The sequence below is a fragment of the Paraliobacillus ryukyuensis genome (assembly GCF_003315295.1).
Classification (GTDB): Bacteria; Bacillota; Bacilli; order Bacillales; family Amphibacillaceae; genus Paraliobacillus; species Paraliobacillus ryukyuensis.
In genome coordinates this window covers 40,251-55,106 of the sequence record NZ_QNRI01000009.1, presented here as the reverse complement: position 1 = coordinate 55,106, position 14,856 = coordinate 40,251, and the positions used below count along the sequence as shown (strand labels likewise).

Genomic DNA, 14,856 nt, shown 5'->3' with positions numbered 1-14,856 from the left:
CTATTGTAAAACAAGATTACCTCGTTCGATTGGAGATGAAATAATGCGCTCGTATTGGCTATGGTTTTTATTATTCGGATTAACATGGTGGATTGGACTATCATTTCATTATTGGCCATTTGTGAGTTATCCAATCATCATGCTTGCGAGTGCTTTATTCTTTTCCTTATACTTTTTACTTCCGTTAGTTTCATCACAAAGCTGGATTTATATGCTAATGCTCATAGCAATGGGCTTGGTATGTTTTCTTGTCTTTCATCCCAATCAGTTAGCTAGTGTTTCCTTTTTTTCTTTTTTGCTTTACATATTAATTGCTGGAGAGGCGTTCTATCGCTTATCTGGTAAATACGTTGTTATCACGTACATATCTCTTGTGATACTAGCTGTTCTCCCCTATTTGTCATCTTATGGTGCCCAGGTACCAATTGCGATTATGGTCACTGCTAGTTTACTAGGTATAGCGTTAGTAGCGTTCTACCAGGTTATTCAGCATCAAAATCAAATAAGTGAACAATTTGAAGCATTACAAAGCGAGTTCCGCTCAGTGAAACGTAGACTAGTGACAAGTGATAAGCTTGCAAGACAAGAAGAACGAGCACAGATCGCCCGTGACATGCATGATTCGGTAGGACACCAACTAACCGGGTTACTGATGCAATTGGAAGTGATGCGGATGCAAGCAGAAGATGAAGAGATAAAAGAGCAACTCACTCACCTTAAAACATTAGCAAAAACAAGTTTAGAAGAAACCAGAGCTGCTGTGAAAACATTAAAAAGTGAAGAAACTGGTGGATTGACAGCTATTATTGGTTTAATTCGTAAATTAGAAGCAGAAAGCCATGTTCGTATTACCTTTTCGATTAAGCATGGAGCGTTAACTGCACCATTGCTTAATGAACAAGTTGTTGCTTTATATCGTGTGGTGCAAGAAGCATTAACGAACATGATGCGTCATGGAGAAGTGAAAGAAGCTACCATTTTATTTGAATCAGTAGCACAGAATTACTTTCATTTTGAAATACGTAATCCATACACAAAAGCGGGTACGGTTCAAGAAGGTTTTGGTTTAAACGGTATGCGAGAGCGGATGCAACAAGTTGGTGGAAGAGTAGATATTCAAAAAATTAACGGCGAATTTGTTGTGAATGGAATGATTCCGATGGAAAAGGAGATGAGACTTGAATGATTCGTGTTATTTTAGCGGAAGATCAAAAAATAGTACGGCAAGGGTTGAAGATGATGATGGAAACTGATCCAGAAGTAAAGGTAATAGCGGAGGCAGAAAACGGAAAAGAAGCTATCGCTGCTTGCGAATCCGCTTTATGTGATATTGTGGTGCTTGATATTCGGATGCCAGAAATGGATGGTTTGCAAGCTGCGCAAGTCATACACAACCAGTGGCCAGATCGTAAAATTCTCATGCTAACCACGTTTAATGATGAGCAGTATACCGTGCAAGCGATTCGTAATGGAGCAAATGGCTATATGTTAAAAGATGCGGAACCTGAGGATCTAATTCGAGCGATTCGAAGCTGTTTATCAGGAGGTTTGTCATTACAGGACCAAGTTGCTGCGAAAGTTATGCCTACGTTAATCAACCAACATCTAGAGAAAGAAATTGATCCATCTTTAACGCCTAGAGAATTGGAAATTATGCAGCACATAGGAAATGGGCGTAGCAACAAAGAAATTGCTGATCAATTACATCTTTCCGTTGGTACGGTGAAGAATCATATCAGTATTATTTTAGATAAACTAGAACTGAGAGATCGCACCCAACTGGCGATTTATACGATTCGCCACCATCTCGTATGACTTAAGTCATGAAAAGAGCATAAAGAAATGACTAAAGACAGTGGTTGCACTGTCTTTTTCTTTGTATAGTAAATTTAGAAATAATTAAGGAGGTAGGAGGCATGCTTGAAACAGAGTTATTACAAAAGAAATTTAAAGATCAATTAGCGGTAGACGGCATTAATTTTTATATGGAAAAAGGCGAATCGATCGGACTTTTGGGGCCCAACGGCGCTGGTAAATCAACCACCATTTCGATGATATCGTCACTAATTAAACCAACAACTGGTGATATTCGTTTGAATGGAAAAAGTGTCGTAAAAAATCCTCAATTAATTCGTGAAGTATTAGGCGTAGTGCCACAGGAGATTGCGTTATATGAAGAACTTTCTGCATACGAGAATCTAAAGTTTTTTGGAAGAATATATAAACTTCGCGGAAAAGAATTAGAAAAGAAGATTCACTCAGTCTTAAATTTAGTTGGTTTACAAGAGCGACAAAAAGATTTGGTCAAAAATTACTCTGGTGGAATGCAACGACGAATTAATATTGCGGTTGCACTTCTGCATGAACCCGAAATTTTGATTATGGATGAGCCGACAGTTGGCATTGATCCGCAGTCAAGGAGCTACATTTTAGATATGGTGCGTCAGTTAAATGAAGAGAGGGGGATGACGGTTTTATACACGAGCCATTACATGGAAGAAGTGGAGAAGCTTTGTGATCGTATTTATATTATGGATCACGGAAAAATCATTGCTTCAGGAACGAAGGAAGAATTGAAAAGTGTCCTATCGAATGAAGAGACTATCTTAGTCGATATGAATCCGATTTCCAAAGAATTGATGCAAACATTAGAAGAGGATGATGAAATTATACAGGTGAATGAGATAGACAAAGGTATGAAGCTAATCGTTCCCAAAGGTAGTAACAAACTTACTAGTATATTTCATCAAACAGAAGCTTTTGGTGTGCAAGTAACTAATGTCAATGTGCAAGTACCAACATTAGAAGATGTCTTTTTGCATTTGACCGGCCGTACGTTACGTGATTAATCAAGACAAGAGAGGAGGGAAGCGAATGTTTGAATTTTTGAAGAAGGATATTTTGATCTTATCTAGGAATCGGACGGAATTGGCTATTTTAATTACCATGCCATTCATATTAATTGCTATTTTGGGTTTTGCATTACGTGGCATTTGGAGTACAGAAAGTGAAGCAATAGATATGACAGTTGGAATCGTGTCTGATGATCATGAACAAGAAGGATTGACAGCTTTTTATCAAGAAGTAGATAAACTAGAATTGCCACAGGAAGAGAAACAATCACTTAAAGCAGTTGCTTCCAAAACCGCACCTTTTACCTTGCTCCGCGATATGTTAGGAACAGATGAGGTAAGCGATATGGTAACGACGGTGGAAATGACAGAAAGTGAAGCAAAACAAGCGCTCGAAGATGAAGAGATTGCAGCGATTGTTACATTGCCAGCAAATTTCACATATAAAAGCTTACTTAAAATGTACATTGACCAAGGGAAAGGTAGTGCTATACAACTAACGGTGGAAGAGAAAGGTAGTATCGAAGCTTCCATTATTGAAAATTTAATAAATAGTTTTACAGAAAATTTAAATTTTGAATCGGCTATAAGTAATGTAACCAAAGGACAGTACCAAGATTCTGCTCAACCTATGGAGCAACTTGGGGGAACGACAACTGTTTTAGCGAACGAGACAACGATTACCGCAATGCAATATTATACGATTGGAATGGCAGTAATGTTTGCTTTGTATGTGGCTTCGATGATAGCTAGTGAAGCCTATGTAGAAAAAAAACAACATGTTTTCGATCGGATTATTTTATCAGGAAAGTCTTCATTTGCATATTTAACAAGTAAGCTAATATCGACTACTAGTATCGTGATGATCCAATTATTTATTTTATTTGTGCTATCATCTATAATTTTCCAAACATTTAATCAGACCTCCCTGGTATTTTGGCTAGGTATGTTGCTTATTTCGTTTTTACTTGCTACTTGTATCGGGGCCTTTGGTTCTCTATTAACAGCGATAACCTTACGAATCAATAGTTATCATATTAATAATGTTTTCTCTGGAGGCATCACAAGTATATTTGCATTTCTAGGGGGGAGTTTTTTTCCCATCACACAGCTCCCGTCCATGATTCAGGTGATAGGGGAATGGACACCAAATGGTGCGGCATTAGCTGCTTATGTCGAATGGATGCAAGGTAGTGCTTTTACAGATATCATTAGCACGCTAATTAAATTAATTGGTATTGCTGTTATTGTATTTATGATAAGTATGGTTGTCTTTCCGAAAAGGAGGTCCCTATCATGAAATCTGTATTATTGCTACAATTTACTCGTTTAAAACGAGCACCAACACTAATGATATCATTTGTAGTTTTAACGATTGTTTTTGTTGCCGTGATAGGAGGATTTGGCACCTCAACTAATGGTAAAGAAACCGTTTATGCTTATGGTGAAGGTAAAACAGCTGCTTGGCTAGATTTGCTTAATGAGTCTAACGTGTATCAATTTGAAATGATAACGAAACAAGAAGCACAAGAGCAAGTCAAAACAGGTAAGCTTCATTATGCATTAGAGCTCCAGCCGAATAATTATCAATTTCTAGTTGGAACCGAAGATCCTGAGCAGGTTTCAGTCCAACAATATGTACAGAATGTCTTTCAAAAAGAACGACAATTACAACAGATAAGTTTAACAGTAGATGATCCAGCAGCGATTCGCGATCAGATAGAAGCATCACTCGATGCTCCTGTGTTAACCGTTCATACGGAGGCTTTACATGAAACGGCCTATACTGATAGCTCTGCTAACAGGTACCAAGTAATGATTGGGATGAGTTTATACTTTGTAATTTATACAATTTTTAATAATCTAACAAATATTATTATGGAAAAACGGAATGGTACTTGGAATCGGATTATTCTATCACCAGTTCGAAAATGGCAAGTATATATGGGGCATTTGTTTTATTGTTTTGTCTTAGGTTTTATGCAAATTGGTATTGTGTTCCTGGTCTTCCGTTATCTGTTTGGTTATAACAATGAGATAGACTTCCTTCCAACGATAGTGACTATCAGCGCTTACTTATTTGCGATCGTTTCCTTAGGAATGTTATTACTTGGTGTTGCAAGCAAACCACAGCAACTACAAGCGATTAACCCAATTGTAGCCACAGGGATGGCGATGTTAGGCGGCGCCTTTTGGCCATTGGATGCTGTGTCGAATGGTATTATGATTGCTTTATCAAAAGCAATGCCAATTCGCTATGGTATTGAAGCGTTGAAGTCAGCAATGTTATTTAATCAAGGCTTTGAAGCAGTTTTACAACCAATTGCTTTCTTATTATTGTTTGGTGTCATTTGTATGGGTATTGGCATTAATTTGATGGAACGTGTGAAAAACTGATTTTTAACTAAAATAGTTCTTGCATCTACGCCTGTGGAACGATAAGCTATAACATAAATAAAATGGAGGGATTTGGATGAATTTTATTTTGTTGTACGGTCCGCAGGCGGTAGGCAAGATGACCATTGGGCAAGAACTAGAAAATTTAACAGGCTACAAACTCTTTCATAATCATATGACAATAGAGCTTGTCCAGCCCTTTTTTGATTTCGGCACACCTGGTTTCAGGCGGTTAGTTAACTTGTTTCGTAATGAAATCTTTAATGAAGTAGCTACTAGTGATTTACCGGGCTTTATCTTCACCTATGTTTGGGCGTTTAATGAACAGGAAGATTGGGAGTTTGTGGAACGTGTTACTGCTATTTTTGAAGCTGCAGGTGCGTCTATCTATTATGTGGAATTAGAAGCAGATGTGGAAGAACGTTTAAAGCGTAACACAACGCCAAATCGCTTGGCTCATAAAGCTTCTAAACAAAATATAGAACGTTCGCAATCGGAATTATTATCTTCAATGGATACCTATCGTTTGAATTCTTTGCCTGGAGAGATAACACATAAGAATTATTTACGTATGGATAATACTTATTTGGACGCTGAGACAGTTGCCTTGCGGATTAAGCAAACATTTGATTTTTAAGGGGATGCATATGAGCGAGTATATGATTCGAGTGCCTAAGAAAGCTGATGCACCACAAATCATTGATTATGTAAATCTAGTGGCGGAAGAAACGGACAATCTAACATTTGGACAGGGAGAATTTAGCGTAACTGTAGAAGCAGAAGAGCACCTGATTGAACAAAGTAACAACGATCCTAATCGGCTATTCTTAATTGCGTGCGAACAGGATAGTGTCATTGCAATGATGACCTTTCAGGCGAGAACGAGAGAAAGGTTAAAGCATTATGGTGAGTTTGGTCTTAGCGTACAGAAGCACTACTGGGGAAAAGGGATAGCCAAATCAATGCTCACACAATTGATTGAGTGGGCAAAAGATAACCAACAAATTAGAAAAATTAATCTAGAAGTGCGAGCGGACAACGATAGAGCGATTCAATTGTATAAACGAGTTGGTTTTCGTGAAGAAGGGCGCATCAGTCGTTATTTTCAAATCGATGATAACTTCTATGATGCAATTATTATGGGTTTAGCGATTGATTAGGAGCCAATTAGTTAACTTTTTAAACAAAGGGGAGCAACTGTGGAATAAATAGTCATCTCTTTTGCTCTCGATGCAGGAGGGGTGACATTATGATATAGCAGTTTTGGTAAGGTTTGATGTCGATCTTATAAAAAACCCCAATTAACTGACAATTTCACATCAGCATACAGTCTTCTTTAACTAAAGTACTCCGCCTATTTAAAATTCACTTCATAATTTCATACCCACAACACAAATACGGAAACACCAAAAAGAAAGATGGTGGTGATAAGTAATCCTGTAAAATATCCTCTTTTCTTCGTAACGAACTGTTCTACAAGTTGAACAGCAAAAGATAATCCTAAAGAAACCAGCATACCGAAAAGTAATAAGTCTGGAAAATCAGTTGAAGTATCCGAACTTACTAATCCAAAAATAGATATAAATATAACCTGAATAGCAAAGTAAATGGCAAAAATGCTGAATAAAACCTTTAAAACTAAAAATAACTTATTACTATTTTTGTATTTTTCTCGAATCTGGCTTCCTAATTTCATCTCTATCTCTCCCCAATTTAAAATATTGGCTAATTACTTGTTGCACCATCCTGCTTGTTCATTGAATAAGAAATAGTGTTACATCACAAATTTAGTTAATCTAATTGTATTAAAAATGTACTAATTTTCCACTGAAAGTCTTTATTAATTCATCCCTTTATAAATTGACCAAGGTGGTATGCGAGGTTATGATGGGTCAATAGAGAAGTATTAAGAACAAGGCAAGCACTAAATAGCAATAAAATGAATTTAGATTCTTACTAGAAAAAACTTTATCATACGTATCTGTATTAAAAATGGTATTCTATCAGCGATCGGAGGGTTTGGGATGACGATTATGAAAGTAAGTAACCTTAGAAAAGATTTTGGTGCATTTACTGCCTTAGATGGAGTAGATATTGAAGTGAAACAAGGGGAAGTGTATGGATTTATTGGACCTAACGGAGCCGGTAAATCAACGACCATACGCATCTTATTAGGTCTCTTGCAGGCAACTTCCGGTGAAGTGAAGATTTTCGGAAAAAATGCTTGGACTGACGCGGTCGCTATTCACAAACGCCTTGCTTATGTTCCAGGTGATGTGAACTTATGGCCCAATTTAACTGGTGGGGAAGTAATTGATATTTTCTTGAGAATGCGTGGTAAAACCATTGATCGAGAGAAAAGAGATGCATTAATAAAAAAATTTGATTTTGATCCTACGAAGAAATGTCGTACCTATTCTAAAGGAAATCGCCAAAAAGTAGCATTAATTGCTGCGTTTGCAGCGGATGCAGATCTATATATTTTGGATGAACCAACTTCAGGCTTAGATCCGTTAATGGAACGTGTTTTTCAATCATGTGTAGAGGAAGCAAAGCAAGCGGGTGCAAGTATTTTTTTATCTAGTCATATTCTTTCTGAAGTGGAACAGTTGTGTGATCGCGTTGGGATTATTCGCCAAGGTAAAATAATTGAAACAGGAACCTTGGCTGAATTACGTTACTTAACAAGTACGCAGTTGATGGTGGAAACAAAACAGCTCTTGACCAACCTAGCTACTTATCCAGGTATCCATGATATTGATCAAGAAGGAAATGTTTCTAGATTTAAGGTGGATTCTGACCAACTTGACGCTGTGATGCAACATGTTAGCTCTTTCGGTATTACCAAATTGGAAAGTATGCCACCAACGTTAGAAGATTTATTTATCCGTCATTATGAAAAGACAGGGGACGACGGAGGTGAACGATAATGGTTAATCGTACTTCTTATCAAACAGTATTTTTATTTCGCTTTTTCTTGAAAAGAGAACGCGTGAAATTATTGATCTGGATTCTTTCGTTTTTAATCATGACCTTATCGGTGGCAATTGCTTTTACAGGCTTGTATCAAAATGAACAAGAGCGTGCAGCCATGGCAGAGACAATGCAAAATCCAGCAATGGCCGCGCTAGTCGGGCAAGGTTATGGATTAGACAACTACACAGACGGGGCGATGTTAGCACACCAGATGTTGTTAATGACTGCTGTTGTTGTTGCCATTATGAATATTATATTGGTTGTTAACCTAACGCGCGGCGATGAAGAAGAGGGTATGTTGGAAATGATCCGTGCATTACCAATTGGTCGACTTGCACCAACTCATGCTGTGGTACTCGTTATTGGTTGCACCAATATAGCGTTGGCAGGTGTGATTGCGGCTGGATTGAGCTTATTGAACATAGCGAGTATAGACGTACTAGGTTCGCTACTATATGGATCTGTATTAGGTGCGACCGGCCTTTTCTTTGCATCGGTAACGCTATTGTTTGCTCAGCTTGCGAATAATACGAGAGCGAGTTTAATGCTTTCATTTATTGTTCTGGGTATTGCTTATTTTGTTCGAGCGATAGGAGATGCCGGCAATAACACCATTTCTTGGTTTTCGCCATTAGGCTTAGTTTTGGGGGCAGAGGTGTTTGTCAACAACTATTGGTGGCCGATTTTATTCACGTTGTTTCTGAGTGGTTGTCTATATGCGGTGGCATTATATCTAAACTTTACTCGCGATATGGGTGTGGGTTTTTTGCCTTCACGCATAGGAAAGCAACATGCATCAAGATGGTTGCAATCCCCACTTGGTTTAGCTCTACGTCTGCAACGTTTACCACTTATCTGTTGGGTGATCGGTATGTTTGTCATCGGTGCTTCTTACGGTTCAGTACTGGGGGACTTGGACACTTTTTTTCAACAAAATGAAGTACTTAAACAAATGCTAGCATCTGATCAAGACGAAGCTATCACCGAACAATTTTTATCGATGTTAATGGTAATCATGGCGATCATCGCTACCGTACCTGTGGTCATGACGTTAATGAAAGTGAAATCGGAAGAGAAGAAGCAACGAATCGAACATCTTTTAGCCAGAGCGGTCTCTCGAACCAAACTACTGGGAAGTTATGTGGTGATTGCTTTTGGAACGAGTGTGGTGATGTTGCTCGTAGCTGTTAGTGGCTTAGCTAGTACCGGATTAGCGGTCTTAGCAATTGACACTACTTTTGCGACGTTAGTACAGGCAATGCTCGTGTATCTTCCAGCTCTATGGGTAATGATTGGTCTATCGGTATTATTGGTAGGCGTGGCTCCAAAGGTAACAGCTCTTAGTTGGTTCTATATATTATTTACGTTTGTTGTAGTTTATCTAGGACAGTTATTAGATTTTCCAACGTGGATGGCAAGCCTTTCGCCGTTTGCTCATATCCCTGAACTGCCGATGGAAATGCTTCGTTACAAGCCATTAATTGTACTAACAATGCTCGCTGTTGGCCTTACGTTTATTGGTTTTCTAACCATGAACAAACGAGATGTGAACAGATAAAAGACATTACATGATGTGAGTTTCATCACTTGAAAATTGTAAAAAAACAATTTTTTAAACAGGGGATTATTTCCTTTTCGGTGCTACAATAGAGCTAGTAAATAAAAATATAGAAGGAAGTGGAATATTGCTATGCACAATAGCGTTGTTGTTTACCATGTTACTTGTTGCTTGCTCTAATCAACAGACAAATGCATTGTCTTATTCTGAGGTGCCGTTGAACCGAGCGCCAAAGGAAATCACATCCTATATTAAAGACTTGACTTTACAAGCAAGTGGAATGCATCAAATTATTAAAAATAGCACTATTTTCTATCTATACCTTGATCCCTCATTCTTAAATGACGGGATATGATCAGATTGAATTAAAAGAACAAGGAAATAGCTATGAGGTTCATCAATCAAATCCAGGAACCCGATAAAACAGGTACAGCAAAAGCAAAGCTATATAAGTATCAATTAAACAAAGCGTATGAATATGTGAGATTTTATAAAGATGGCAAGGAAACAAGGGTAAGTATAATGGGTTACTAAAAAGTACTAGTTGCACAACTTACTCGAAATCCTTGCTTTTTTTGTAAAGAAAAATCAGTCTTTACTATTAGGCGGAAGCACGATAGACTTTTTACAACCAAGGATTATATACAAAAAATATTACGCAGTAAGGTGGAAGACCTAATGAAAAGGAGTGTAACGCAATGAATCCAATTTTACTAGACTTTCCAGATCAATTTGAAACAGAACGCTTATTAATTCGTTCACCAAAACCTGGAGATGGCAAAGCAGTTTATCAAGCAATCCAAGCTTCTAAAGAAGAACTGAAACAATGGCTCTCCTTTGCTCAAAAAGACCAAACGGAAGAAGAAACAGAGATTAATATGCGAGAAGCTTATGTGAAATTTATTAAGAGAGAAGATTTGCGTTTATTACTTTTTAATAAACAAACAGGTGTATTAATAGGTTCTTCTGGTTTACATCAAATTAATTGGGATGTGCCACGTTTTGAAATTGGTTATTGGCTTGATACACGCTATAGTGGTCAAGGATATATGACAGAAGCGGTACAAGGGATTTGTCAATTTGCCTTTGATGCATTAGGTGCTAATCGTATTGAAATTTGTTGTGACGAAAAAAATCAGAAAAGTAGAGCGATACCAGAACGATTAGGATTTACGTTAGAGGGTATATTTTTAAAAGATTCTGTCGCGGTGAATGGGAATGATTTGCGAGATACGTGTTTGTTTGCCAAATTAAGAGGGGCGTAACAAAACATAACCGCTTGACTAGCTATCTATAAATATACTTTTACAGACAGGAGAGATAACATGTATTTAGTTTTTGATATCGGCGGTACGTTTGTTAAACATGCCTGGATGACGGCTGATGGGGAGATGTTAGCGGATGGAAAATTTGAAACTCCATATGACAGCCCTCAAGATTTGGTCAATAAAATGGCAGACCTATTTTTTCAAAACTCTAATCAAGTAAAAGGCATTGCCGTTAGCTGTCCTGGGACAATCGATGTTGATACAGGGGTCGTTTACTATGGGGGAAGCTTAAGGTATTTACATAACTACAATCTAGCTAAGGCTTTACAAGAAAAATGTCAAGTACCTGTTTCGATTGAAAATGACGGAAAGAGCGCTGCTTTAGCAGAATGGTGGTTAGGTAGTGTGAAAGGATATAGAAACGCAGTTGTCGTTATCTTGGGTACCGGTTTAGGTGGTGGCCTAATTATCAATGACAAACTGCATCGGGGCAAAGATTTACAAGCTGGCGAATTTAGTTTATTAATGGATTGTGTTAATCAAGAAAACAATAAGGCTAGTGTCGCAGGAACATCTGGATCAGCTATCAATATGATTAACCAAATAGCCGAGCAAAAACAGTTCGATAAGAACGATGGTGAAACAGCATTTCGCTATATTAATGATGGGGATAAAGAAGCTACGACGATATTTAATCATTATTGCAAACGGATTGCTTTTTGGATTTTAAATATACAATATATTATCGATCCGGACATCATTGCAATTGGTGGAGGGATTAGTGTCCAGCCGATCGTTTTAAAAGGAATTAACCAAGCAATTGAGGCGCTTAAACAAGCCAATCCATTTCACCAAGCGAAACCGCATGTGGTAACGTGTGCCTTTCAAAATGCAGCCAACTTATACGGTGCATTGTATCATCATCTAAACCAACACAATTAAGTATCATAAAAATATTCATTTTGTTGGTCTTTTAGCTATTGAACTATTCGAGCGTATTCTTCCATAAAAAAGTAGCAATTCGTTGATCGACTGCTTCCAGTTCATGTAGTCCGGAGTGGGTTGCTCTTTTGTTATAAAAGATTTTTCGCTTTAGTTGTTTTTCATTAACAATAGCTTCAATCCCCATGGCGCTATCGAGCCTTACTAGACCATCTGTGCCGTAATTATTACTAACGCCTGCTATTGCTAAAACAGAGATAGAAGGCGGGAAATACGTTTTACGTTGAATCATGTTTGTTAATGCCTGAGAATGTGGCCTTAGATCGACTGCCGCATTCCCTTTATTAACTTTAAAGTAGTTATTTTTATCAATCCCTTTAAATGGGCTAGCAATAACGACAAGCTTTTCAACATGTGGAAATTCTTTATTCATGGAGTCTTGTAAAATAGTGTTGGTTGCAGTAAGACCACCCATGGAGTGACCGACTATATTTACTTGATCAATTTCGTAAATGTTCTTAAGTCTGTACAAAATATCTTCTATCCATATCGTCTGCTGGGCAATACTGGCTTTATCTTCAGCAAAGATCACTTGAATAAGTGGGTTATGATGCTTAGCTAATCGACCACCGAAGACAATATCCCCATTAGGCGCCACATGGATAACCATTGCTTTTTCTGCCCAATTATTATGTTCCATTCTTTGCAACATTGTCTGAAAAGATCTTGGCCCGCCTTTATATCCATGAATAAATAATGTAGGTGTTTGTTCCCTTTGATTTTTTGAATCAGTAGGTTCAGCGTATACGAACGCAAGCAACAAAAGCGAGCAAAGTATAATTCCTACTACAATGCTGATGGCATGTTTTTGTTTCATTCGTTGCATGGTTCGTAACTCCCTTCCCTTTGTTAGGTACGCTTAGCTAAATACTGTTCCAATCCTCTTTTTCGTAATTTACAGGCTGGGCATTCGCCGCAACCATCGCCCTTTATACCATTATAACAAGTTAATGTTTCTTCCCGAACAAATTCAAATGCATCTAGTTCGTCAGCTAACTCCCATGTTTCCGCTTTGTTTAACCACATTAATGGGGTGTGAATAACGAATTGATCATCCATTGACAAGTTTAATGAAACATTAAGCGATTTGATAAATATGTCTCGACAATCTGGATACCCGCTAAAGTCGGTTTCGCAAACACCAGTAACTATATGTTTTGCATCAATTTGTCTGCCTAAAATAGTAGCAAATGATAAAAATAACAAATTACGCCCAGGTACAAAAGTAGATGGAAGCTCTCCACCTTTGCCTTCTTCGATTGCTTGATCAGATCGTGTAAGGGCATTTGGTGCAAGTTGATTGAGTAAAGACATATCTAAAATAGTTTGTTTTACACTGAGTTTTTCTGCGATACGCTGCGCAACTTCGATTTCCTCTTGGTGACGTTGCTGATAATCAAATGTAACTACTTCTACGTGTTCAAATCTTTCTAGAGCCCAAAACAGACAAGTCGTACTATCTTGTCCGCCGCTAAAGACAACAATTGCTTTATTGTTTTGCATCTGTTAACTCCCTTTCTAGTCTGTAAAATACAAAACTATTTTAATGAAAATAGCATATAAATACTATTTTACAGCGGGAATTTATTATATGCCAATTAAAAATCAAAAAAGCACCCAAAGGATGCTTTTTCGCTAGTGTGTTTGACTATTGTAATAGTGGAATGTATCCATTGCTAGTGTTACTCCTTGAGCGAATGCGGCTCCTCCGCCAAGTGCTGCACTAACACCAATGGTTTCTGCAATTTCTTCTTCTGTTGCCCCGTTGTCTACAGCGCCTTTGATATGATAAATAATACAGTATTCATCTTGAGCATAAACGCTAATACCTAGTGCCATTAGTTGTTTTTCTTTTTCACCTATTGTACCAGCTTTGAAACAAGCGTCAGTGAATGATAAATAATGTTCGCCGACTTCTGGTAATGCTTTCTGGAGATAGTTGGTCCCTTCTTTATAATCGATGATTGATTGATCAAAATAATTAGCAATTCCTTCTGCATTGGTTTCCATGTAATCCCACCTTTAAAATAGTTTCACTATAGCTTGCCCTTTGGATTTTGTTCTATTCTTAGGGAAACGAATGATAGATAAATCTAGTATCAATTTTTGTTTTTTGACATACATATAAAAAATAATAATTGAAATTTACTATTTTATGTGCTAATTTATTTAGCAATATATTTTTTAGAAACAAAAAAGGAGGTAAATGATGCGAAAAGTTACGTTAACCATGTTATTTGATCATCCAATTGTACAGAAATATGTTGGACGTTCGGGAATGGCGCATGCCATATCTGTTGCAGAACGATCGGTTGCGTTAGCAAAAGAATATGGCGTATCCCCTGATTTGGCTGCTAAAGCTGGCTTGTTACATGATATTGGTCATTATGAATGGTACCAAGACGGCGAATGGGACTTTGATCAGTATAAAGAAAACGATATTCATGCCATTAAAGGTGCTGCTCGGGCACATAAATTACTCGTTCGTTTAGGGGAAAGTTTACCCGAAGCGAAAGCAGTTGCACTAGCTGTTTTACTCCATACGGATTCATATCTACCTGAAGGAACATTGCAATTGACGCCATTGCAACAACTCGTTGCAAAAGCGGATACCGATGATGAGGAACCTAGTGGAGGACACCATTATCGTAGTATTAGTTCAGAAACTGCCCGTCAACGTATCCTTCATCTCGATCACAAAATTAATCTCTTCATGGAAACTTCATCTTCTTATAAACAATTAGGCTAAAACCTTGTAACTATTGATTCATGTTACAAGGTTTTTTGATGATCTATATTACTG

Annotated in this window: 17 protein-coding genes; 13 read left to right on the top strand and 4 right to left on the bottom strand. The window is 37.7% G+C overall.

All coding sequences use genetic code 11. From position 1 onward, the window contains the following. The first annotated feature begins 43 nt into the window (after positions 1-43). From DES48_RS12210 to DES48_RS12180, 7 genes are all read left to right on the top strand, one after another. Positions 44-1,186, top strand: coding sequence for a sensor histidine kinase (locus DES48_RS12210; protein ID WP_170126215.1), 1,143 nt, complete (start codon positions 44-46; stop codon positions 1,184-1,186). After that, positions 1,183-1,815: a response regulator gene (locus DES48_RS12205; RefSeq protein WP_113869581.1), complete on the top strand. Its 633-nt coding sequence runs from the start codon at positions 1,183-1,185 to the stop codon at positions 1,813-1,815. Before DES48_RS12210 ends, DES48_RS12205 begins: the two co-directional genes overlap by 4 nt. A 101-nt stretch (positions 1,816-1,916) precedes the next feature. Then, the gene (locus DES48_RS12200) at positions 1,917-2,849 is read left to right on the top strand and encodes an ABC transporter ATP-binding protein (protein ID WP_113869578.1); all 933 of its coding nucleotides are present in this window, start codon (positions 1,917-1,919) and stop codon (positions 2,847-2,849) included. Between the two features lie 25 nt (positions 2,850-2,874). Next, a complete protein-coding gene (locus DES48_RS12195; RefSeq protein WP_113869576.1) occupies positions 2,875-4,152 on the top strand; it encodes an ABC transporter permease in 1,278 nt (425 codons plus the stop codon). Next, entirely contained in the window at positions 4,149-5,249 is a 1,101-nt protein-coding gene (locus DES48_RS12190; RefSeq protein WP_113869574.1) for an ABC transporter permease, read from the top strand. The genes DES48_RS12195 and DES48_RS12190 overlap by 4 nt, the downstream gene beginning before the upstream one ends. Before the next feature lie 76 nt (positions 5,250-5,325). Beyond that, the gene (locus DES48_RS12185) at positions 5,326-5,886 is read left to right on the top strand and encodes an AAA family ATPase (RefSeq protein WP_113869571.1); all 561 of its coding nucleotides are present in this window, start codon (positions 5,326-5,328) and stop codon (positions 5,884-5,886) included. Between the two features lie 10 nt (positions 5,887-5,896). Continuing rightward, positions 5,897-6,409, top strand: coding sequence for a GNAT family N-acetyltransferase (locus tag DES48_RS12180; RefSeq protein WP_170126214.1), 513 nt, complete (start codon positions 5,897-5,899; stop codon positions 6,407-6,409). Between the two features lie 218 nt (positions 6,410-6,627). Here DES48_RS12180 and DES48_RS12175 read toward each other — a convergent pair whose 3' ends face one another. Then, complete coding sequence (locus DES48_RS12175; RefSeq protein ID WP_113869567.1) at positions 6,628-6,945, bottom strand: hypothetical protein; 318 nt, start codon at positions 6,943-6,945, stop codon at positions 6,628-6,630. Between the two features lie 328 nt (positions 6,946-7,273). On the opposite strand from DES48_RS12175, the gene DES48_RS12170 reads away from it, so the two are divergent. From DES48_RS12170 to DES48_RS12155, 5 genes are all read left to right on the top strand, one after another. Continuing rightward, on the top strand, positions 7,274-8,179 hold the full coding sequence (locus tag DES48_RS12170) for an ABC transporter ATP-binding protein (protein ID WP_113869565.1): 906 nt from the start codon (positions 7,274-7,276) through the stop codon (positions 8,177-8,179). Next, on the top strand, positions 8,179-9,783 hold the full coding sequence (locus DES48_RS12165) for an ABC transporter permease (RefSeq protein ID WP_113869563.1): 1,605 nt from the start codon (positions 8,179-8,181) through the stop codon (positions 9,781-9,783). Before DES48_RS12170 ends, DES48_RS12165 begins: the two co-directional genes overlap by 1 nt. Before the next feature lie 127 nt (positions 9,784-9,910). Further along, positions 9,911-10,138: a hypothetical protein gene (locus DES48_RS15810; protein WP_147232412.1), complete on the top strand. Its 228-nt coding sequence runs from the start codon at positions 9,911-9,913 to the stop codon at positions 10,136-10,138. 343 nt (positions 10,139-10,481) lie between these two features. Beyond that, on the top strand, positions 10,482-11,048 hold the full coding sequence (locus DES48_RS12160) for a GNAT family N-acetyltransferase (RefSeq protein WP_113869561.1): 567 nt from the start codon (positions 10,482-10,484) through the stop codon (positions 11,046-11,048). Positions 11,049-11,108: 60 nt separating this feature from the next. Next, positions 11,109-11,993: an ROK family protein gene (locus tag DES48_RS12155; protein WP_113869559.1), complete on the top strand. Its 885-nt coding sequence runs from the start codon at positions 11,109-11,111 to the stop codon at positions 11,991-11,993. 43 nt (positions 11,994-12,036) lie between these two features. On the opposite strand, the gene DES48_RS12150 is transcribed toward DES48_RS12155, so the two are convergent. The 3 genes from DES48_RS12150 to DES48_RS12140 all read right to left on the bottom strand — a co-directional run bounded on the left by DES48_RS12150 (position 12,037) and on the right by DES48_RS12140 (position 14,063). Beyond that, positions 12,037-12,879: an alpha/beta fold hydrolase gene (locus DES48_RS12150; protein ID WP_113869557.1), complete on the bottom strand. Its 843-nt coding sequence runs from the start codon at positions 12,877-12,879 to the stop codon at positions 12,037-12,039. A 23-nt stretch (positions 12,880-12,902) separates the two neighbouring features. Then, the gene (gene queC, locus DES48_RS12145) at positions 12,903-13,556 is read right to left on the bottom strand and encodes a 7-cyano-7-deazaguanine synthase QueC (RefSeq protein WP_113869555.1); all 654 of its coding nucleotides are present in this window, start codon (positions 13,554-13,556) and stop codon (positions 12,903-12,905) included. Positions 13,557-13,688: 132 nt separating this feature from the next. Beyond that, complete coding sequence (locus tag DES48_RS12140) at positions 13,689-14,063, bottom strand: carboxymuconolactone decarboxylase family protein (protein WP_113869553.1); 375 nt, start codon at positions 14,061-14,063, stop codon at positions 13,689-13,691. 199 nt (positions 14,064-14,262) lie between these two features. Here DES48_RS12140 and DES48_RS12135 point away from each other — a divergent pair, with 199 nt between their 5' ends. Then, the gene (locus DES48_RS12135; RefSeq protein WP_079707899.1) at positions 14,263-14,802 is read left to right on the top strand and encodes an HD domain-containing protein; all 540 of its coding nucleotides are present in this window, start codon (positions 14,263-14,265) and stop codon (positions 14,800-14,802) included. Positions 14,803-14,856 lie beyond the last annotated feature (54 nt).

Bases quoted from the DNA above. Each gene is read 5' to 3' on its own strand.
- DES48_RS12170 (WP_113869565.1), top strand. From the start codon at position 7,274: ATGACGATTATGAAAGTAAGTAACCTTAGAAAAGATTTTGGTGCATTT.
- DES48_RS12140 (WP_113869553.1), bottom strand. From the start codon at position 14,063: ATGGAAACCAATGCAGAAGGAATTGCTAATTATTTTGATCAATCAATC.
- DES48_RS12135 (WP_079707899.1), top strand. From the start codon at position 14,263: ATGCGAAAAGTTACGTTAACCATGTTATTTGATCATCCAATTGTACAG.
- queC (WP_113869555.1), bottom strand. From the start codon at position 13,556: ATGCAAAACAATAAAGCAATTGTTGTCTTTAGCGGCGGACAAGATAGT.
- DES48_RS12200 (WP_113869578.1), top strand. From the start codon at position 1,917: ATGCTTGAAACAGAGTTATTACAAAAGAAATTTAAAGATCAATTAGCG.
- DES48_RS12155 (WP_113869559.1), top strand. From the start codon at position 11,109: ATGTATTTAGTTTTTGATATCGGCGGTACGTTTGTTAAACATGCCTGG.
- DES48_RS12185 (WP_113869571.1), top strand. From the start codon at position 5,326: ATGAATTTTATTTTGTTGTACGGTCCGCAGGCGGTAGGCAAGATGACC.
- DES48_RS12195 (WP_113869576.1), top strand. From the start codon at position 2,875: ATGTTTGAATTTTTGAAGAAGGATATTTTGATCTTATCTAGGAATCGG.
- DES48_RS12150 (WP_113869557.1), bottom strand. From the start codon at position 12,879: ATGCAACGAATGAAACAAAAACATGCCATCAGCATTGTAGTAGGAATT.
- DES48_RS12180 (WP_170126214.1), top strand. From the start codon at position 5,897: ATGAGCGAGTATATGATTCGAGTGCCTAAGAAAGCTGATGCACCACAA.
- DES48_RS12165 (WP_113869563.1), top strand. From the start codon at position 8,179: ATGGTTAATCGTACTTCTTATCAAACAGTATTTTTATTTCGCTTTTTC.
- DES48_RS12160 (WP_113869561.1), top strand. From the start codon at position 10,482: ATGAATCCAATTTTACTAGACTTTCCAGATCAATTTGAAACAGAACGC.
- DES48_RS12190 (WP_113869574.1), top strand. From the start codon at position 4,149: ATGAAATCTGTATTATTGCTACAATTTACTCGTTTAAAACGAGCACCA.
- DES48_RS12175 (WP_113869567.1), bottom strand. From the start codon at position 6,945: ATGAAATTAGGAAGCCAGATTCGAGAAAAATACAAAAATAGTAATAAG.
- DES48_RS12210 (WP_170126215.1), top strand. From the start codon at position 44: ATGCGCTCGTATTGGCTATGGTTTTTATTATTCGGATTAACATGGTGG.
- DES48_RS12205 (WP_113869581.1), top strand. From the start codon at position 1,183: ATGATTCGTGTTATTTTAGCGGAAGATCAAAAAATAGTACGGCAAGGG.